This is a genomic window from Hanstruepera sp. CR43 (assembly GCF_055227665.1).
On record NZ_CP200078.1, the window covers coordinates 700,165 to 721,259 of the forward strand.

The window sequence follows — 21,095 nt, forward strand, 5'->3', positions numbered from 1 at the left end:
ATTAATTTGTCAGGCTTTTTAATCTTCCATTGTTAAATTTAATAATTTATTATGCGTGCATAATAAATTTTCCTATATTTGAAATTCAAAATGTCACTTTCATGAAAGATAAAACTATAGATTATGTCTTTAGGACTACTTGGCTAGCTATTAACAAAATGTATAATGAAGAAGCTGCGCAGTTTGGAACAACTATGGCTACAGGGTTTGCCCTATTGAGCATTGATCCGGAAAAAGGCACACCATCAACGTCATTAGGACCTAAAATGGGGATGGAAGCTACCAGTACTTTCAAGAACATTGAAAACCATGGAAGAAAAAGGCTTAATAGAACGAAAACCCAATCCGGAAGACGGACGCGGTGTCATTATTCATTTAACAGAATTTGGACGTGAAAAACGAGCCTATTCAAGGGAAAAAGTATTGACATTCAACGATGCCATTCGTAAGAATATATCTCAAGAGAAACTGGATAATTTTTATGAAGTAGTTGAGCTTATAAATAACATGATTTCAAACAAAAAAATATATAACCAAAAAGAACATATACTTAAGTAATATGAGTAAACGTAGAATAAATAAAGTAGCTGTTATTGGTTCAGGAATAATGGGAAGTGGAATTGCTTGTCATTTTGCCAATATTGGTGTGGATGTGCTCCTTCTCGATATTGTTCCAAGAGAACTTAACGAGATTGAGAAAGCTAAAGGCTTGACATTGGAAGACAAAGTAGTGCGTAATCGAATTGTAAATAGCTCCCTTCAGTCTGCCTTAAAATCGAAGCCATCGCCAATCTATCATCAAAATTTTGCCAATAGAATTACAACAGGAAACCTAGATGACGATTTATCCAAAATTAAAGAGGTCGATTGGGTTATTGAGGTAGTAGTTGAACGTTTGGACATCAAAAAACAGGTTTTTGAAAACATTGAAAAGTTTAGGACTCCTGGGACACTAATTACATCAAATACTTCAGGTATTCCAATACATTTTATGAGTGAAGGTCGCAGTGAAGATTTTCAAAAGCATTTCTGTGGAACACACTTTTTCAACCCAGCGCGTTACTTAAAGTTATTTGAAATTATTCCAGGTCCCAAAACCTCTCAAGATGTTTTGGATTTCCTAAACAATTACGGTGAACAATTTCTGGGAAAAACATCGGTAATTGCCAAGGACACCCCAGCTTTTATTGGTAATAGAATTGGAATCTTTGGAATTCAGTCCTTGTTCCATCAAGTAAAGGAATTAGGGTTAACTATTGAGGAAGTTGATAAATTAACTGGTCCCGTAATTGGACGACCAAAATCGGCAACCTTCAGAACAGTTGACGTTGTTGGATTGGATACATTGGTTCATGTTGCCAATGGTATATATGACAATTGCCCAAACGATGAAGCCCACGAACTATTTAAACTTCCGGACTTTATCAATACGATGATGGAAAACAAATGGCTGGGAAGTAAAACGGGTCAAGGTTTCTATAAAAAAGTAAAAGACGACAAAGGTAATAGTGAGATTTTGTCACTGGATTTAGACACATTAGAATATCGATCTAAAAAAAGAGCGCAGTTTGCAACTCTTGAAATGACAAAAACTGTCGATAAAGTTATTGAACGCTTCCCTATTCTGGTGTCTGGAAAAGACAAAGCTGGCGAATTCTACCGTAAGAACTTTGCAGCCATGTTTGCTTACGTTTCAAACAGGATTCCAGAAATCTCTGATGATTTATACAAAATAGACGATGCCATGAAAGCAGGTTTCGGTTGGGAACATGGACCATTTCAAATATGGGATGCTGTTGGTGTTGAAAAAGGACTGGAGCTCATTAAATCTGAAGGTCATCAAGTAGCCGATTGGGTAAATGAGATGATAGCATCAGGTAGTAAATCATTTTATTCAGTAAAAGATGGAGCAACGTACTTCTATGATATTCCATCTAAAACTCAAACTAAAATCCCCGGTCAAGATGCCTTTATTATATTAGATAATATTAGAAAATCGAACGAAGTGTTCAAAAATTCAGGTGTTGTTATTGAAGATTTAGGAGATGGTATTTTGAATTGTGAATTCCAGTCCAAGATGAATACCATTGGTGGCGATGTATTAGCTGGATTAAATAAAGCGGTTGATCTTGCCGAAAAAGATTTTGAAGGTTTGGTTATTGGAAATCAGGCTGCAAACTTCTCTGTTGGTGCCAATATAGGCATGATTTTTATGATGGCTGCCGAACAAGAATATGATGAACTCAACATGGCCATCAAATATTTCCAAGACACCATGATGCGTATGCGCTACTCTTCCATCCCTACAGTATCTGCACCACATGGCATGGCTCTTGGTGGTGGTTGTGAACTCTCAATGCATGCTGATAAAGTTGTTGCAGCAGCTGAAACTTATATAGGATTGGTGGAATTTGGAGTAGGTGTCATTCCTGGTGGCGGTGGTTCCAAAGAAATGGCTTTAAGAGCTCAAGACACATTCCGTAAAGGGGATGTTGAATTAAATGTTTTGCAAGAATATTTCCTGACCATTGGAATGGCTAAAGTGTCGACTTCTGCCTATGAAGCTTTTGATTTAGGAATTCTTCAAAAAGGCAAAGATGTTATTGTTGTCAATAAAGACAGACAAATTGCAACAGCCAAAGCACATGCAAGGTTAATGGCTGATGCTGGTTATACAAAACCTGTAAAGAGAAACGATATTAAAGTTTTAGGTAAACAAGCTTTAGGAATGTTTTTAGTTGGAACGGATTCTATGGAAGCTGCAAACTATATCAGTGAACACGATCATAAAATTGCGAATAAACTAGCTTATGTCATGGCTGGTGGTGATTTATCAGAACCTACCTTGGTATCAGAGCAATATTTACTGGATTTAGAACGTGAAGCATTTCTTTCATTATGTACAGAAAGAAAAACATTAGAGCGCATACAACATATGTTAAAAACAGGTAAACCTTTAAGAAACTAAAAAAATGAAACAAGCATATATAGTAAAAGCATATAGAACAGCTGTTGGTAAAGCTCCAAAAGGTGTGTTCCGTTTTAAAAGAACTGATGAGTTAGCTGCGGAAACCATTCAATATATGATGAAAGAACTTCCCAATTTAGACAAAAAACGTATTGATGATGTTATTGTGGGCAATGCTATGCCTGAAGGATCACAAGGTCTTAATATGGCAAGATTCATCTCCTTAATTGGTTTGGACAGTATTGACGTTCCTGGTGTGACGGTTAATCGTTTTTGCGCCTCTGGAATAGAGACCATTGGTGTTGCAACGGCAAAAATTCAAGCTGGTATGGCAGACTGTATTATTGCAGGCGGTGCCGAAAGCATGAGTGCCGTTCCTATGACAGGCTTTAAACCTGAATTAAATTATGATACTGTAAAAGCTGGCCATCCTGATTATTATTGGGGTATGGGAAATACTGCTGAAGCCGTTGCTAATCAGTTTAAAATATCTCGTGAAGATCAAGATGAATTTGCCTACAACTCTCATATGAAAGCTCTGAAAGCTCAAGCGGAAGACCGTTTTCAAGATCAAATAGTTCCTATTGAAGTAGAACAAACCTATATTGATGAAAATGGTAAAAAAGTTACCAAATCTTATACAGTTATTAAAGATGAAGGCCCACGAAAAGGGACAAATTTGGAAGCTTTAGCCAAGCTTCGCCCAGTTTTTGCCCAAGGTGGAAGTGTCACAGCAGGTAATTCATCACAAATGAGCGATGGTGCAGCATTTGTTATGATAATGAGTGAAGATATGGTAAAAGAACTCAATATTGAACCCATTGCACGTTTAGTAAACTATGCCGCCGCTGGTGTGGAACCACGAATTATGGGAATTGGTCCTGTAAAAGCCATTCCAAAAGCCTTAAAACAAGCAGGTTTAAAACAAGCTGACTTAGAGTTAATAGAACTGAATGAAGCGTTCGCATCACAATCAATAGCTGTTATCAGGGAACTTGGTTTAAATAATGACATTATTAATGTTAATGGTGGCGCCATTGCTCTCGGACACCCACTAGGTTGTACTGGAGCCAAGCTATCAGTTCAACTCTTTGATGAAATGCGTAAGCGCAATATGCGAGGGAAATATGGTGCAGTGACCATGTGTGTTGGAACGGGTCAAGGAGCTTGTGGAATTTTCGAATTTTTAAATTAAAACAATATAACTTATACCAATGGAAGCAACTGAAAAAGACATATTAAGAGGTGGACAGTTTCTAGTAAAGGAAACTAACTGCGAAGATGTGTTTACTCCTGAAGATTTTTCGGAAGAACAAAACATGATGAAGGAAGCGGTTATGGAATTTAATGACCGTGAAATAATTCCTAATAAAAATAGATTTGAAGCTAAAGATTACGCCCTTACCGAAGAATGCATGAGAAAAGCTGGTGAGCTCGGATTTTTGGGTGTAGCGGTTCCTGAAGCCTATGGTGGATTGGGAATGGGATTTGTATCAACGGTATTGACCTGTGACTATATTTCCAGCGGAACTGGTTCTTTTAGTACAGCCTTTGGGGCGCATACGGGAATTGGAACCATGCCAATCACACTGTATGGTACCGAAGAGCAAAAGCAAAAATACGTGCCAAAATTGGCTACTGGAGAATGGTTTGGTTCCTATTGTTTAACAGAGCCAGGTGCTGGTAGTGATGCCAATTCTGGTAAAACAACTGCTGAACTATCTGCCGATGGAAAAACATATAAAATTAACGGGCAAAAAATGTGGATTTCCAATGCTGGATTTTGTCGTTTAATGATTGTTTTTGCACGTATTGAAGATGACAAGAATATTACTGGTTTCATAGTGGAATATGATCCAGTAAAGCCAAACGGAATTACTTTGGGTGAGGAAGAGCATAAACTAGGTATTCATGCCTCATCTACCAGACAAGTATTCTTTAACGACACTGTTGTACCGGTAGAGAATATGTTGGCTGGTCGTGGCGAAGGTTTCAAGATCGCTATGAACGCACTTAACGTTGGGCGAATTAAATTGGCCGCTGCTTGCTTGGATTCGCAAAGACGCATTACAACCACTGCCATTCAATATGCTAACGAACGTAAACAATTTAAAACTAGAATATCTGATTTCGGTGCCATTAAGAAAAAATTAGCTGAAATGTCAGCCAGTGCTTATGCCAGCGAATCAGCAACTTATCGAGCTTCAAAAAACATTGAAGACAGAATAGCATTACGTGAAGCGGCCGGAAATTCTCATCAAGAAGCAGAATTAAAAGGTGTTGAAGAATATGCTATTGAATGCTCTATTCTTAAAGTAGCGGTCTCTGAAGATGTCCAAAACTGTGCTGATGAAGGTATTCAGATTTTTGGAGGTATGGGATTCTCTAAAGAAACGCCTATGGAAGCGGCTTGGAGAGATGCCAGAATTGCACGAATATATGAAGGAACCAATGAGATTAATCGCATGCTTTCTGTTGGTATGCTGGTTAAAAAAGCTATGAAAGGACATGTGGATTTATTGGGTCCTGCTCAAGCTGTACAAGAAGAGCTGATGGGTATTCCTTCCTTTGAAACTCCTGATTATTCTGAATTATTTTCGGAAGAAAAGGAAATGATTAAGAAGTTAAAGAAAACCTTTTTAATGGTTGCAGGTGGTGCTGTTCAAAAATTTGGTCCAGATTTAGAAGGACACCAACAACTTTTGGTCGCTGCTGCAGACATTCTTATCGAAATCTATATGGCAGAATCCGCTATTCTTAGAACTGAAAAGAATGTCAAACGCTTTGGTGAAAAAGAACAATCGGCTCAAATAGCCATGGCAAAATTATATTTATACAATGCCGTAAATATAGTGGAAGATAAAGGAAAAGAAAGTATAATCTCTTTTGCCGAAGGCGATGAACAACGTATGATGCTTATGGGACTTAAACGTTTTACAAAATATCAAAACTACCCTGATATTGTTGATTTACGTAATGAAATTGCCGAAAAAGTAAAAGCTGAAAATAAGTACTGCTTTTAATTGTAGTTAAGTTTAGTTAGAAGAGAAAAGCCGTTTCCATATGGAAGCGGCTTTTTTTATTATGATAAACCCAACTTATTGTTCGATGGATTCTTTTATTTTTTCTTCATTGGTTATTTTCGATAAATTAATTGCCGTTTCAATTAATGCTAAATGCGAATAAGCTTGTGGGAAGTTGCCCAGCAAACGTTTTGTTTTGAAGTCAATATCTTCGCTAAATAGCCCTAAATGATTACTATAAGACAATAATTGATCAAACATTCGTTTTGCCTTTTGAACCTCTCCTATTTTGTATAAGCTATTTATAAACCAAAATGTACAAATAGTAAACGAAGATGATGGCAATCCAAAATCATCTTGGTTTTTATAACGATATAACAGTCCATCATTACTTAATTCGCGCTCAATGGCATTTACGGTACTAACGTACTTCGGGTCTTTAGCATCAATAAATCCATAGGGTTCCATTAATAATACAGAAGCATCCAAATCGGCAGAACCATAAGATTGTGTGAAAGCCTTGACATCATTATTCCAGGCATTTTCCATGATATCCTCACGTATATCACTCTCTATGAGTTTCCATTTGGTGATTTTTGATGTTTTTCCTAATAATTTGGCAACTTTGATAGCCTTATCTACAGCTACCCAGCACAACACCTTCGAGAAAGTAAAGTGCCTATCTTCAGTTCTAAATTCCCAAATGCCTTTATCAGGTTCTTGCCAATGTTTATTGACAACCCAAACAATTCCTTTGGTAATGGTCCAAAGTTCTTCAGTATTTTCAATATCCACATGAAAATTGATAAATTGCTGGTGAATAACATCCATCAAAATGCCATAAATATCATTTTGTTTTTGTTTATAGGCAGCGTTACCCACTCGCACAGGACTTGAGTTTTGATAACCGCTTAAGTGATCTAAAGTGACTTCGGTTAATTTTTTTTCTTTATTTATTCCATACATTATTTGAAGCTTTTCATCTTTATCAGGTATTAAATCCATGATAAAATTCAAATAACGTTTGGCAATATTTTTATGTCCTAGTTGCGATACCACTTTGATTACCATGGAAGCATCACGAATCCAACAAAACCGATAATCCCAATTTCTTACTTCTCCTATGGTTTCTGGTAAAGACGTTGTAGCCGCTGCTAAAACAGCACCTGTTTTGTCATAAGTTAAAAGCTTCAGCGTCATAGCACTTCTAGCTATTTCCTTATTATACAGACTGTAAGAAGGTGTTCTATCCATCCAATTTAACCAATATACCTTGGTTCGTTCATGTTCTAAAAACATGCTTTCTACAGATGTTTCGAAAACTTTTTCATTATATCCGATTAAAAAATAACCATCCGAGGTTAGTTCAATATCTGCACCTTTAACCACTTTTTGCTTATTAAAACTAGTATAAAGAAAAAGCGTATCAAATTTTTCCCCATGGGTTAAACTGGCAATAAAATGCTCCTTAACGTACATTTTAGTTTCTCCTCTGGCATACTCTAATTTAGGATTATAGAGTACTTTAAATGTAGGTTTACCAGAGATATATTTAAAGTATCTTATGATTTCCGGTGGTGCCTGATAACCACCATTTGCCTTGTAGTAACGTGGCATAAAATCATGTACTTCAAAGGTATCAATGCCGTTACTGAACCTTGTAACCAATATGGTCGTGTTATCAATATACTTTTGGCTAATTTCAAAACTTTCATCAGTTAATATTTCAAAGCTCCCGCCAATGTTCTCATCTAATAATTTTGCAAAAATTGAGGAGGAATCAAATTGAGGTAAACAGCACCAATCGATAGATCCTGTTTTTGATATTAAAGCGGCACTTCGGCAGTTTCCTATTATTCCGTAATCTAAATTATTTCCCAAATTGAGCTGTTATTATGGTTACAAGTTAATTTTTCATTAAATTAACGAAAATCCTATCTTTAAACCAAAGTATTTCCATGAGTAAGACCATCATAGTATCTAACAGACTACCATTACAAATTAAGCTTGATAATAAAAGAATAGAAGTTGTTCCAAGTGTCGGTGGTTTAGCGACAGGTATGAAATCGGTACATGAGGATGGAAATGGCTTATGGATAGGCTGGTCTGGATTAACAGAAGAAGAACTAGATGACGACTTGAATACTAAAGTTGAAAAGGCCGTATCAAAACAAAACTGTGCTACTGTACCATTAACCCAAGATGATATTGACAATTACTATTTAGGGTTTAGTAATAAAACGTTATGGCCACTATTTCATTATTTTATGGAATATACCGAGTTTGAGAATTCTCAATGGGAATCCTATAAACTTGTCAATGAAAAATTTGCCCGTATTGTTATACAGAATATAGAGGATGGTGATACGGTTTGGGTACATGATTATCAATTACTTCTGTTACCAAAACTCATTAAGGACCAAAAACCCAATGTTACTATTGGATTCTTTTTGCACATTCCCTATCCTTCCTATGAAATTTTCAGGACGTTTCCATGGCGTGAAGAATTATTACATGGCATGTTAGGATCAGACTTACTAGGCTTTCATACCTATGATTACGAACGTCACTTTTTAAGTTCGGTAAAACGTATATTGAGATTGGAAGTAAAGTTCAATGAAATTGCCTATCACGACCGTGTTATTAAGGTAGATTCATTCCCTATGGGAATTGATTACAATAAATTTCACGATGCAGCCATGAAGCACAAAGGACTCAAGGCTGATGAAAAATCCGAATTACAACGACGATTAGACGACCATATTCAATCTGGGTCCGAAGCCAAACTAATTCTATCCATTGATCGCATGGATTATACCAAAGGCATCCCAAACCGCATAAGAGCATTTGAACATTTTCTGAAAAAATACCCGCAATTCAAAGAAAAGGTCCGATTGGTTATGTTAGCAGTACCCTCGCGCTCTGATGTGCCACAATACAAAAAACTAAAACGTGAAACCGATGAGCTTGTAGGTAGAATTAATGGTCAATTTGCTACCGTAAGCTGGACACCTATTTGGTATTTCTATAGATCCATGCCTTTCGATAATCTCATTGATCTGTATACCTCATCAGATATCGCTTTAATAACACCTATACGTGATGGCATGAATCTCGTAGCCAAAGAATATGTTGCCACAAGAACCGATATGAACGGAGTTCTGATATTAAGTGAAATGGCTGGTGCTTCAAAAGAAATGAATGAAGCTATTCTTATCAACCCAAATAATTTTGAAGAAATTGCAGATGCACTCAAACAAGCTATAGAAATGAGTGCTGAAGAGCAAAAAAAGCGACTTAAAATTCTTCAAAAAAGACTCAAGCGCTATTCGGTAGAAAAATGGGCCAACGAATTTATGAAGTCCTTGAATGCTACAAAAAGTTCAAAGACATCCATAATTGCAAAAAAACTTGATGGTGAAAGAACAAGTAAGATGATGGATTCCTTCCTGTCTTCAAAAAAAAGATTATTGTTACTTGACTACGATGGCACATTGGTTGGATTTCAAAACAATCCTCAAGACGCGAAACCAGACAACCAATTAATCTCTTTATTGGATTCCTTAAACCAACAAAAAAATACGGATGTGGTTATTATTAGTGGAAGGGACAAAGAAACCTTTGAAAATTGGTTTGGCAATAAAGATTACAACCTTATAACCGACCATGGTGTGTGGCTAAAAACAAAATCCACCAACTGGAAAATGTTGGAGCGATTAAAGACCGACTGGATGGAGAACATCAAACCCATTTTGGAAACTTTTGTTGATAGAACCCCTGGTACGTTTATCGAGCAAAAAAAATACTCTTTAGCCTGGCATTACAGACAAGCTGATCCGGAACTTGCTAAAATAAGAACTATAGAGCTTAATACGGTTTTAACAAGTTTGATTTCAAACAATGATCTCACCGTCTTACAAGGCAATAAAGTCATTGAAATCAAGAGTAGTAATGTGAATAAAGGTAGAGCTGCCTCTGCATGGTTAGTAGACAACGACTATGATTTTATTATGGCTATTGGAGATGACTGGACAGATGAATATATGTTTGAAGAACTTCCTGAAAATGCTTTTACAATTAAGGTTGGTTTAAAAAAAACACAGGCAAAATATTACATTAACAACACAGAAGATGTCAGGGAATTATTGACTAAATTTATCTGATTTAAACTTTCAAAAATGAACATCCATAAAATATCATTATTCATTGCATTTTTTACTGCATATTTTTCCCAAGCACAAGGTTTACTGGAGGAGAAAAACAATTTCACTGAACAAGACACCTTGAGGGGATCTATTACGCCAGAACGCGAATGGTGGGATTTAACCTATTATCATTTGGATATTTCGGTTAATCCTGACGAAAAATATATTTCAGGCAAAAACAATATAAATTATAAAGTTTTAAAGCCCTACTCTACCATTCAAATTGATTTGCAGGAACCATTAATTATTACTAAAGCAATACAAAATGGTAAAGAGTTGCATGTGAAACGTAATGGCAATGCCCATTTCATTTCGCTTATTGACAAACAAATTCCAAATACCATCAATTCTTTGGAAATACACTATCAAGGTAACCCCAAAGAAGCTGTGAGAGCACCTTGGGATGGTGGTTTATCATGGAAAAAAGACAGTAATGGCAATCACTTTGTGGCCACTTCCTGTCAAGGATTAGGCGCCAGTGTTTGGTGGCCCAGCAAAGACCACATGTATGATGAAGTAGACAGTATGCTCATAAGCGTAACAAACCCAAAGGGATTGAGTAATATTTCAAATGGCCGTTTGAGGTCTGTTAAAGAAAATAATGATGGAACGGTTACCTCCAATTGGTTTGTGGATAATCCTATTAATAATTATGGGGTTAATGTGAACATTGGTGATTATGTCCATTTTTCAGAAGTCTATCAAGGAGAAAAAGGTCCATTGGATTTAGATTATTACGTATTGAGTTATAACCTTGATAAGGCAAAAGAACACTTTAAGGACACGCCAAAAATGATGAAAGCATTTGAACATTGGTTTGGACCATATCCTTTTTATGAAGATGGGTTCAAGTTAGTTGAAGTACCCTATTTGGGTATGGAGCATCAAAGTTCGGTTACCTATGGTAATCAATATAAAAAAGGCTATTTAGGAAGAGATATTTCAGGCTCTGGTTGGGGCTTGAAATTTGACTACATCATTATCCACGAAGCCGGACACGAATGGTTTGCCAACAATATTACGTATAAAGATATCGCCGATATGTGGATTCATGAGAGCTTCACCACCTATTCTGAAAATTTGTTTGTTGAATATTATTACGGCAAAGAAGCCGGTTCAGAATATGTTATTGGCCAACGTAGAGGAATTGGAAACAAAAGTCCCATTATTGGCTATTATAACGTAAACAAGGAAGGCTCTGGTGATATGTATGCTAAAGGTGCCAACATATTGCATACGTTACGTCAATTAATTGAAGATGACGAAAAATGGCGACGAATTTTAAGAGGTTTGAACAGTACCTTCTACCACCAAACAGTGACGACGGAGCAAGTTGAAAATTATATCAGTCAACAATCAGGTATTGATCTCAAGGAGTTTTTTAACCAATACTTAAGAACTACCATGATTCCAAATTTAGAGTATGAAATTAAAGATGGAAATTTAAAATATCGCTGGACTAATATTGTTGATAATTTTGACATGCCTATTGAAGTGAACATTGATAACAAAAAACAATGGCTCTTTCCTAATGCGGAATGGAAAACCATGTCAATTCAGTCAGATAGCATGACAATTGATGAAAACTTCTATGTTTACAGCAAAAAACTATAAGTTTGGATTACCCTGAATTGTATTTTAAAAATGATTCCGAATGGCGCGATTGGCTTCATGAAAATCATCTTGACCACAATGGAGTTTACCTCATTTTTTACAAAGTTGATCATGAAAAAGATAGCATGCGCTGGGAAGAGGCCGTGAAAGTTGCTCTCTGTTATGGCTGGATTGACTCCACTGTCAAAAGTTTAGGAAATGGTAAACGCAGACAATATTTTACACCCAGAAATGACAAAAGTGTCTGGAGTGCACTTAACAAAAAACACATTACAGAGTTAACTGCTAAAAAGTTAATGCATGAAAGTGGCTTTAAAAAAATTGAAATAGCAAAACAAAATGGTAGCTGGACAGCATTAGACGATGTTGAAAATGAAATCATTCCTCAAGATCTTCAGGAGGCATTTGATAAAAACTCCATAGCATTTAAGAATTATCAAAACTTCGCGCCTTCATATAGAAAAAGTTATTTGTATTGGATTAATCAAGCCAAACGATCTGAAACACGTCAAAAACGCATTTCAGAAATTATTTCCTACTGTGTTAAAAATATGAAAACAAGAAATTAACCATTTCTTTTTCATTATTTTTAAAGTTTAACAAACCAAAACGAATGAAAAAAATAGTATCCCTCGTCATGTTTTTCAGCATGACACTCCTATTTGCACAACAAGAATTCTCATTAGATTTAGTCAAAAACATGAAACCCCGAAACATCGGCCCAGGCGGTATGTCTGGTCGAGTGACCGCGATAGATGTGGTTCACAATGACCCAGATATTATGTACGTGGGGACAGCATCTGGGGGCTTGTGGAAATCGACTTCAGGAGGCATTAAATGGGAACCTATTTTTGATAAGGAAGTAACCGCTTCCATTGGAGCTGTAGCCATTCAGCAAACCAACCCAAGTGTGATCTGGGTTGGGACTGGTGAAGGGAATCCCAGAAACAGCTTAAATGGCGGTTATGGTATTTACAAATCCTTGGATGGTGGTAAAAACTGGCAACTCATGGGTCTTGAGCAAACTAGACATATTCATCGGGTTGTTATCGATCCAACCAATCCAAACACAGTTTATGCAGGCGCCATTGGGTCACCTTGGGGCGAACATCCCGAACGTGGTGTTTTTAAAACCACCGATGGTGGTAAAACCTGGAAGAAAATTCTCTTTACCAATAACAAAACAGGCGCTGCTGATTTGATAATGGATCCAACGAATCCTAACAAACTAATCGCCGCCATGTGGGAACACAAGCGAGATCCTTGGTTCTTTAATTCAGGAGGTGAAGGTTCTGGATTACATATTACTTATGATGGTGGTGACACATGGAAAAAAGTAACCTCTGAAGATGGCTTCCCGGAAGGCAATTTAGGTCGCATTGGTGTCGCAATAGCGGCCAACAAACCTAACATTATCTATGCTTTGGTGGAAGCCAAAAAAAATGCGCTTTACAAAAGTGAGGATGGTGGTTTTAAATGGCGGAAGATTAATGACAAAAATGATATTGGTAACAGACCCTTTTATTATTCTGAAATATATGTAGACCCACAAAACGAAAACCGTGTGTATTCGGTATTTACGTATGTTAATGTCAGTGAAGATGGTGGTAAAAATTTCTACCAACTCATGCCAGCTTATGGTGTAGATAATGGCATTCATCCAGACCACCATGCTTGGTGGATTCATCCAAAGGATGGTAGCTTTATGCTAGACGGTAATGATGGTGGAATGAACATTACTCACGATGGAGGTAAAACCTGGCGCTTTATTGGTAATTTGCCCATCGCACAATTTTATCACATTAATGTTGATAATGAATTTCCTTATAATGTTTACGGTGGCATGCAAGATAATGGGTCCTGGCGAGGACCAGCTTATGTGTGGCGTGCTCAAGGAATTCGTAATTCTTACTGGCAGGAAATCAGTTTTGGAGATGGTTTTGACGTAGTTCCAGACAGAGACGATTCCAGGTTTGGATGGACTATGAGTCAGCAAGGTTATGTCTCCCGTTACGATTGGGAAACAGGCAATAATTTTTTAGTGAGACCTGTAGCTCTGGATGCTGATACCGAATTACGATTCAATTGGAATGCAGCCATCAATATTGATCCTTTTGACAACAATACGATTTATTTTGGAAGTCAATATGTCCATAAATCAACCGATAAAGGAGAAACCTGGACCTTAATTTCAGATGATTTAACTACTAATGATCCTGAAAAATTAAAACAATCTGAAAGTGGCGGCCTGACTATGGATGCTACTGGTGCCGAAAATCATTGTACCATTCTGGTTATTGAACCTTCTCCTGTGGAAAAGAATATGCTTTGGGTTGGCACCGATGATGGTCGTGTACACATAACTCAAAATGGTGGTGAAACTTGGATTGATGTATCTAAAAACATCAAAGGATTACCAATAGGAAGTTGGATTCCTCAAATTAAAGCATCAAATAAAAACAAAGGCGAGGCCTTACTAATTGTTAATGATTACAGACGTTTTAACTACACACCTTACGCCTATAGAACCAAAGATTATGGTAAGACTTGGACACGAATTGTAGATGAAAACGACGTAGAGAGTTATACTCTAGCCATAGTTGAAGATATTGAGGAACCCAACCTCCTATTTTTAGGTACTGATGATGGTCTTTATATATCCTTGGATGCCGGAAACCAATGGGCCAAATGGACAGAAGGTTTCCCAACTGTTTCGGTTAAAGATCTGGTTATTCACCCAAGAGAACACGATTTGGTAATTGGTACCTTTGGTCGTGCCGCATGGGTTTTAGATGATATCAGACCATTGCGGGTAATGGCAAAAGACAATGCTGTATTGAATTCCAAACTAATGTTATTCGAGCCTCCAACAGCCTACCAATCGGCCTATCAGCAACCGACTGGGAGCCGCTTTGGTGGTGATGCGCTGTACAATGGTGAAAATCGAGCCTATGGTGCTCAATTATCCTATTATTTCAAGATAGATGATAAAAAATTAGATTCTAAAGAAGACGAAAAAGAAGACAACGATGATGATGATTTAGAAGAGACTAATGAAGAAAATGAGGAATCTAAAGAATCTGAAAGCAATGAAGTCAAATGGGATTCCTTAACCATGAAAATTTATGATGGTGACCGATTGATACGAACCCTTAAACAAAAAGCACCTAAAGAAACTGGTGTTCACAAATGGACGTGGTATATGGACGAATCTGGAGTATCGAGACCTTCACGAAGTATCAGAGAATCTAAAAACGAGCCGGGAGGTGTTAGTGTTAAACCTGGAAATTACAAAGTCGTTATGAGCTTTGGAGATCAGCGGTCAGAACAAACTATAACCATAAAATCTGACCCAAGACTTAATATATCTTCCAAAAACATTAATGAAGTTTATACAACACTCAAAGAGTTGGAAATTTATCAGGAGACTTTAGCTAATGCTATTGAGCAACTAGTAGAAAGTAAACATGTTGCAAAAAAATATCAGTCTGATTTAAAAAAACTGGATAAGGAAAAATATAAAGAAGAGATAAAATTATCCAGTGAGGTAACCAAAAAAATAGATTCGCTTATTGATGGCTATCTTGGAAAAGTAGATGACAGACAAGGAATCACGCGTGATGTTGAAGTTACTGTTAATCAACGCTTGGGATTGGCAAGAAGTTATGTCAGTTCCAGTCAAACTGGAATAACCAGTACAGAAACCAAATTGATAGAATTGGCCAAAGACGCCATTACGAAAGCGCTTGAAGAAACAAATAACTTTTTCAAAAACGACTGGATGGAGTATCAATCTCAAATGGAACAATTAGAAATAAACCCTTTCAAAGAAACAAAGACCTTTAAAATCGATTAAAATAAACCTGCAAAACTTAATTTTTAACCAATGAAAAAACTTTTAGCACTTTGCACAATTCTTGCTTTTGTTTCCTGCAAGAAGGACACTAAAGAACCTGTTGCTGAAAAAACACCAGACATTAAACAGTATACCATTGAACAATTTATGGACAATGAGGCTGTTGGTAACGGTAGTTTTTCACCAGACAATTCTAAATTATTGGTTCACAGCAATCGCTCTGGAATCTATAATTTATATGAAGTTCCTGTTAAGGGAGGTGAATTAAAACCCTTGACTCAATCAGACAGCTCTTCTATTTTTGCTATTTCATACTTTCCAAAAGATGAACGCATTCTGTTTTCAGCTGACGGAAATGGCGATGAAATTAATCATGTGTATTTGAGAGATACCACCGGAACCATCACAGACCTAACACCAGAAAAAGGTGCTAAAGCATCATTTTATGGTTGGAATACGGACAAAACAGGATTCTACTACGGTTCCAACAAAAGAGATCCGAAGTATTTTGATGTTTACGAAATGACCCTTGAAGACTTCTCATCCGAATTAATTTATCAGAACAATGACGGATTAAACTTTAGTGATATTTCCGATAACAGGCAATATATTGCCCTTTCACAGTCATTGAATACTAATGACTCTGACTTGTATATTTTTAATACAAAAACCAATGAGAAGACCAAGGTAAATGATAATTTAAGTGGAAATTCCGCCCAAGATTTTTCATTGGATAGTAGTACATTCTATTATACAACCGATGATGGTGCCGAGTTCGCATACCTGATGGCCTATAATCTAGAGTCAGGAGAAAAAACAAAAGTTTTAGAAAGAAATTGGGATATATTGGGAGCAAGCTTTACTGATAAAGGAAACTATATGACCGTCTTTGTGAACGATGATGGTAAAAATGCCATAGAAGTTTTTGATGCCAAAACCATGAAACCAATTTCAATGCCTGATTTTGGCTCTAAAAGTATTACAAGTGTATCTTTTTCTGATGATGAAAGTTGGATGCGCATGTATGTGGGCGGTTCAAATTCCCCTTCAGATTTATACACTTATAATTTTGGAACCAAAGAACAACATAAGCTAACTAATGTTCTCAATAAAGAGATTAATCCAGATGATTTAGTCACGGCCAAGGTTATTCGCTATAAATCATTTGATGGTGTAGAAATCCCAGCTATTTATTACTTACCGCATCAAGCCACTGAAACCAACAAAGTTCCTGCAATGGTTTGGGTACACGGTGGCCCAGGTGGGCAATCACGTCAAAACTTTAGTTCATTGATACAGTATATGGTTAATCATGGGTATGCGGTATTGGCTGTTAATAACCGAGGAAGTAGTGGCTATGGCAAAACCTTCTATAAAATGGATGACTTAAATCATGGTGAAAAAGATCTTCAAGACTGTGTTGAGGGTAAAAACTGGTTAGCCACACAACCTGAAATTGATGGTAGTAAAATTGGAATTATTGGTGGATCTTATGGTGGTTATATGACTATGGCCGCCCTAACCTACGCACCCGAAGAATTTGATGTTGGTGTCAATATTTTTGGTGTAACCAACTGGTTGCGAACCTTAAAAAGTATTCCGCCTTATTGGGAGTCGTTTAGAAAATCTTTATACCTGGAATTAGGTGACCCTTATTCACAAGATTCCGTGAGACTCAAACAAATTTCCCCATTGTTTCATACAGATAAAGTCACTAAACCTTTAATTGTTTTACAAGGGTCTCAAGACCCAAGGGTATTACAGGTAGAATCTGATGAAATTGTGGAAGGTGTTAGAGCCAATGGCGTTCCTGTAGAGTATGTTCTTTTTGAAGATGAAGGTCATGGTTTTGTCAAAAAGGAAAACCAGATTGAAGCATACAGTCGTGTTCTTAAATTTTTAGATCACTACTTAAAAGAAGTAGAACAAACCTGTTGATGGTGAAATACCAGAACACTGAAATTGAAGCCGAAAAATAATGATTACAAACGCTCTGTTAATTCAGAGCGTTTTTTTATTCAATACGTTCTAATGCTTTAGCATCTTCGATTCTGATTTGTTTACCAGATGTAGAAATGAAACCCTCTTTCTTTAATTGGGATAAAATTCTAATGGCTGACTCGGTGGCTGTTCCTACTATATTCGCGTAATCTTCACGTGATAAAACAACATTTAAATAACCATCTTCGTTATTTCCAAAATGTTCATGAATGTACAACAAGGTTTCTGCCAATCGCTGCTTCACTGATTTTTGGGCCATATTAACAATGACGTTGTCACTCTCTCGTAAATCATGAGCCATTTGTTGCAACACTTCCATTGAAAAATTGACATTTTTTTGAAGATCATCAATAATTTCACTTTTAGGAATGAAACAAACTTCCATATCATTCAACGCTACAGCACTCAAATTTGTAGATTCATTGCCAATCAACGAACGCTGACCTAATAAATCACCTTTAACAACGAGCTTTACAATTTGGTCTTTTCCATTAGCACTTAATTTTGACAACTTACAAATACCATCTTTAACACAAAAGATACCATTAAGCATATCGCCTTCTTCAAAAATAACTTCACCTTTTTTTATGATTTTAGATGTTTTACACCCAGAAATCCGTACTAATTCTTCTTTAGTCAATGCCTTCATGGAATTGAACTGCCTAATAATGCACTGTTCACATTTACTCATACCTATTAAATGTTCTGTAAAATTACACAAAACATGACAAATATCATATTTTTAAAGGACAAGTTTAGTGACTTTTGTTACAGGTATAAATGAGCAAATATTATGGACAAGGCTTCTTGTTTTCACTGTGGTGACATTTGTGAATCAGAGCATATTATTCACGATGACAAATCGTTTTGCTGTAATGGCTGTAAAACCGTTTATGAAATTTTTTCAGAAAACGATTTGACCTGCTATTATGATTTGCAAGCCTCACCTGGAAGTACACCCAAAGAAATTCAGGGAAAATATGATTTCTTATCTCAAGAAAATATCATAGAAAAGCTCACCGAATTTAATGATGGTCACATTCAGATTGTCACCCTCTACATTCCACATATTCATTGTAGTTCCTGCATTTGGATATTGGAAAACTTAAACAAGCTGGATGAACACATCACGGCTTCTCAAGTCAACTTTGGTAAAAAAACGGTTCGGGTAACTTACAATTGCCAGGAATATTCTTTGAAGGAAGTTGTCTTGTTATTGAGTGCCATTGGTTATGAACCTTATATCTCGTTAGATGACTTCCAAACAGGCAAACAATCTATCAATAGGCAATTGATATATAAACTTGGTGTGGCCGGTTTTGCTTTTGGCAATGTCATGTTTCTATCTTTTCCGGAATATTTTGAAGTTGGTGAATTTTGGTTAGAACAATACAAGCACCTGTTTCGGTGGCTGATGTTTATCTTTTCTCTGCCAGTTGTTTTCTATGCTGGACAAGATTATTTTATATCGGCCTACAAAGGTTTACGCTCAAGAATCTTAAATATTGATGTGCCCATTGCATTAGGTATTGCGGTATTATTCATTAGAAGCACAGCGGAAATTATTTTTGATTTAGGATCGGGTTTCTTTGATAGCCTAACGGGATTGGTCTTTTTCTTATTACTTGGCAAGTTCTTCCAGCAAAAAACCTACGCATTTTTATCCTTTGAGCGTGACTATAAATCCTATTTCCCGATCGCAGTTACGAAATTGGAGCATGATGCGGAAATTCCAACCCAAGTTTATGATATCCAAAAAGGTGACCGACTACTCATTAGAAATGAAGAATTGATTCCCGTTGACGGTATTCTAATCAATGGCAATGCACGAATAGACTATAGTTTTGTTACTGGTGAATCAGAAACAATCAGTAAGCAATCAGGCGATAAGTTATATGCTGGTGGTAAACAAACAGATGGTGTCATTGAAATGGAAGCTGTTAATTCCGTGGAGCAAAGTTATTTAACCCAATTGTGGAGTAATGACGTTTTCAATAAAAATAAAGAAAGTGGCTCTACAACTCTTACAAACGCTATCAGTAAACGATTCACAATCACCGTTTTATCAATCGCCATCTTAGCTACAACCTTTTGGTTACTTGTTGACGCATCCAAAGCCATGAATGTCTTCACGGCAGTTTTAATTATTGCATGCCCATGTGCCATTGCTTTATCAGCACCATTTACCTATGGCAACCTGTTACGTATTTTTGGAAAATTAAAGTTCTATGTCAAGAATGCTTCGGTTATTGAACAATTGGCCCATATCAATACCATTATTTTTGATAAGACGGGAACAATCACCTCCAACAAAAAAAGCACCGCTACTTATGAAGGCAATCCCCTATCCCCTTCCGAAGAAATTCTTTTAAAGAATACCTTGCGCAGTTCCAATCATCCATTAAGTAGGACTCTTTACGATATTTTAGATGAACATAATATAATTTCCTTAAATCATTTTCAGGAATATGTTGGTAAAGGCATTGAAGCATCATATAATAACGATTCTATTAAAATAGGTTCGGCTGCGTTTGTTGGGCAAATAGATACTTCCGTTTTAAACACGACTGTTCATATCAGCTCAAATAATCAATATAAAGGCAAGTACACCTTTTACAATAGCTATAGAAAAGGAATTTCCAAACTTTTTAATAAACTGAAGAAACATTTTGATTTGGTGATTTTATCAGGAGACAATGAAGGCGAATTGGAAAATCTAAAAAAACTATTACCCTCAAAGACCAAACTAATTTTCAACCAAAAACCAGATGATAAATTAGAATACATCAAATACCATCAAACCGAAGGTGCCAAAGTCCTCATGGTTGGAGATGGCTTGAATGATGCTGGGGCTCTGGCCCAAAGTGATGTTGGTATTGCCATTTCTGAAAATGTTAATGTTTTTTCACCAGCTTGTGACGCCATTTTGGATGCTACGAAATTCAATCAGTTGTATCAATTTATTAAAGCGTCCAAACAAGCTATCAAAATTATTAAATGGAGTTTTGTGCTATCATTTCTCTATAACATCATAGGACTATACTTTGCGGTAACTGGTCAACTAGCACCTATTATTGCAGCCATTTTGATGCCGTTAAGCTCCATAAGTATTGTCGTATTTACAACAATAGCAACCAATGTCTTGGGGAAAAAATTAAGAAAATCCAAACATGATAAAAATCATGTTTTAAGTAATCAATCACAAGTAAATTTGAACCATAACTTCAAACAGGTATGAGTGTTATATATATTTTATTAAGTATCAGTGTCATAGTTGCCATCGGCTTTTTTGCTGCCTTTATTTTCGCTGTTAAAAACGGCCAATATGATGATAGCTATACACCTTCAGTAAGAATGCTCTTTGAAGACGAACTTATCAAAGAACAAAAAAAACCATCTATTAAAACCAAAAAGACTAATTAATTATT

12 protein-coding genes and 1 pseudogene are annotated in these 21,095 nt (G+C 36.4%); 11 read left to right on the forward strand and 2 right to left on the reverse strand.

Features of this window, described 5'->3' with window-relative positions; genetic code table 11:
• Positions 1 to 101: 101 nt before the first annotated feature.
• The 4 genes and pseudogenes from ACKXGU_RS02965 to ACKXGU_RS02980 all read left to right on the forward strand — a co-directional run bounded on the left by ACKXGU_RS02965 (position 102) and on the right by ACKXGU_RS02980 (position 5,991).
• Positions 102 to 558 (forward strand): annotated as a pseudogene (locus ACKXGU_RS02965) (MarR family winged helix-turn-helix transcriptional regulator).
• Between the two features lies 1 nt (position 559).
• A complete protein-coding gene (locus ACKXGU_RS02970) occupies positions 560 to 2,968 on the forward strand; it encodes a 3-hydroxyacyl-CoA dehydrogenase/enoyl-CoA hydratase family protein (RefSeq protein WP_463466586.1) in 2,409 nt (802 codons plus the stop codon).
• Positions 2,969 to 2,972: 4 nt separating this feature from the next.
• Entirely contained in the window at positions 2,973 to 4,163 is a 1,191-nt protein-coding gene (locus tag ACKXGU_RS02975; protein WP_463466587.1) for an acetyl-CoA C-acyltransferase, read from the forward strand.
• A 19-nt stretch (positions 4,164 to 4,182) separates the two neighbouring features.
• The gene (locus ACKXGU_RS02980) at positions 4,183 to 5,991 is read left to right on the forward strand and encodes an acyl-CoA dehydrogenase family protein (RefSeq protein WP_463466588.1); all 1,809 of its coding nucleotides are present in this window, start codon (positions 4,183 to 4,185) and stop codon (positions 5,989 to 5,991) included.
• Positions 5,992 to 6,066: 75 nt separating this feature from the next.
• Here the strand turns inward: ACKXGU_RS02980 and ACKXGU_RS02985 are convergent, their stop codons facing one another.
• Positions 6,067 to 7,872: a glycoside hydrolase family 15 protein gene (locus tag ACKXGU_RS02985; protein ID WP_463466589.1), complete on the reverse strand. Its 1,806-nt coding sequence runs from the start codon at positions 7,870 to 7,872 to the stop codon at positions 6,067 to 6,069.
• A 77-nt stretch (positions 7,873 to 7,949) separates the two neighbouring features.
• Between ACKXGU_RS02985 and ACKXGU_RS02990 the strand changes: the two genes are divergently transcribed.
• The 5 genes from ACKXGU_RS02990 to ACKXGU_RS03010 are packed head-to-tail and all read left to right on the forward strand — an operon-like array spanning position 7,950 to position 17,604.
• Positions 7,950 to 10,154: a bifunctional alpha,alpha-trehalose-phosphate synthase (UDP-forming)/trehalose-phosphatase gene (locus ACKXGU_RS02990; RefSeq protein WP_463466590.1), complete on the forward strand. Its 2,205-nt coding sequence runs from the start codon at positions 7,950 to 7,952 to the stop codon at positions 10,152 to 10,154.
• 15 nt (positions 10,155 to 10,169) lie between these two features.
• Positions 10,170 to 11,810, forward strand: a complete 1,641-nt coding sequence (locus tag ACKXGU_RS02995; RefSeq protein ID WP_463466591.1) for a M1 family metallopeptidase — start codon at positions 10,170 to 10,172, stop codon at positions 11,808 to 11,810.
• A 2-nt stretch (positions 11,811 to 11,812) separates the two neighbouring features.
• Positions 11,813 to 12,379, forward strand: a complete 567-nt coding sequence (locus ACKXGU_RS03000) for a YdeI/OmpD-associated family protein (RefSeq protein WP_463466592.1) — start codon at positions 11,813 to 11,815, stop codon at positions 12,377 to 12,379.
• A gap of 44 nt (positions 12,380 to 12,423) precedes the next feature.
• A complete protein-coding gene (locus ACKXGU_RS03005; protein ID WP_463466593.1) occupies positions 12,424 to 15,666 on the forward strand; it encodes a WD40/YVTN/BNR-like repeat-containing protein in 3,243 nt (1,080 codons plus the stop codon).
• A 30-nt stretch (positions 15,667 to 15,696) separates the two neighbouring features.
• The gene (locus ACKXGU_RS03010) at positions 15,697 to 17,604 is read left to right on the forward strand and encodes a S9 family peptidase (RefSeq protein WP_463466594.1); all 1,908 of its coding nucleotides are present in this window, start codon (positions 15,697 to 15,699) and stop codon (positions 17,602 to 17,604) included.
• Positions 17,605 to 17,680: 76 nt separating this feature from the next.
• Here ACKXGU_RS03010 and ACKXGU_RS03015 read toward each other — a convergent pair whose 3' ends face one another.
• Complete coding sequence (locus tag ACKXGU_RS03015) at positions 17,681 to 18,358, reverse strand: Crp/Fnr family transcriptional regulator (RefSeq protein ID WP_463466595.1); 678 nt, start codon at positions 18,356 to 18,358, stop codon at positions 17,681 to 17,683.
• A gap of 102 nt (positions 18,359 to 18,460) precedes the next feature.
• Here ACKXGU_RS03015 and ACKXGU_RS03020 point away from each other — a divergent pair, with 102 nt between their 5' ends.
• Both ACKXGU_RS03020 and ccoS read left to right on the forward strand, forming a co-directional pair.
• Positions 18,461 to 20,905, forward strand: a complete 2,445-nt coding sequence (locus ACKXGU_RS03020; protein ID WP_463466596.1) for a heavy metal translocating P-type ATPase — start codon at positions 18,461 to 18,463, stop codon at positions 20,903 to 20,905.
• Entirely contained in the window at positions 20,902 to 21,090 is a 189-nt protein-coding gene (ccoS, locus tag ACKXGU_RS03025) for a cbb3-type cytochrome oxidase assembly protein CcoS (protein ID WP_463466597.1), read from the forward strand. Before ACKXGU_RS03020 ends, ccoS begins: the two co-directional genes overlap by 4 nt.
• Positions 21,091 to 21,095: the final 5 nt, after the last annotated feature.

Coding starts and splice junctions, on each gene's coding strand:
- ACKXGU_RS02970 (WP_463466586.1), top strand. CDS start 560: ATGAGTAAACGTAGAATAAATAAAGTAGCTGTTATTGGTTCAGGAATA.
- ACKXGU_RS02975 (WP_463466587.1), top strand. CDS start 2,973: ATGAAACAAGCATATATAGTAAAAGCATATAGAACAGCTGTTGGTAAA.
- ACKXGU_RS02980 (WP_463466588.1), top strand. CDS start 4,183: ATGGAAGCAACTGAAAAAGACATATTAAGAGGTGGACAGTTTCTAGTA.
- ACKXGU_RS02990 (WP_463466590.1), top strand. CDS start 7,950: ATGAGTAAGACCATCATAGTATCTAACAGACTACCATTACAAATTAAG.
- ACKXGU_RS02995 (WP_463466591.1), top strand. CDS start 10,170: ATGAACATCCATAAAATATCATTATTCATTGCATTTTTTACTGCATAT.
- ACKXGU_RS03005 (WP_463466593.1), top strand. CDS start 12,424: ATGAAAAAAATAGTATCCCTCGTCATGTTTTTCAGCATGACACTCCTA.
- ACKXGU_RS03010 (WP_463466594.1), top strand. CDS start 15,697: ATGAAAAAACTTTTAGCACTTTGCACAATTCTTGCTTTTGTTTCCTGC.
- ACKXGU_RS03015 (WP_463466595.1), bottom strand. CDS start 18,358: ATGAGTAAATGTGAACAGTGCATTATTAGGCAGTTCAATTCCATGAAG.
- ACKXGU_RS03020 (WP_463466596.1), top strand. CDS start 18,461: ATGGACAAGGCTTCTTGTTTTCACTGTGGTGACATTTGTGAATCAGAG.
- ccoS (WP_463466597.1), top strand. CDS start 20,902: ATGAGTGTTATATATATTTTATTAAGTATCAGTGTCATAGTTGCCATC.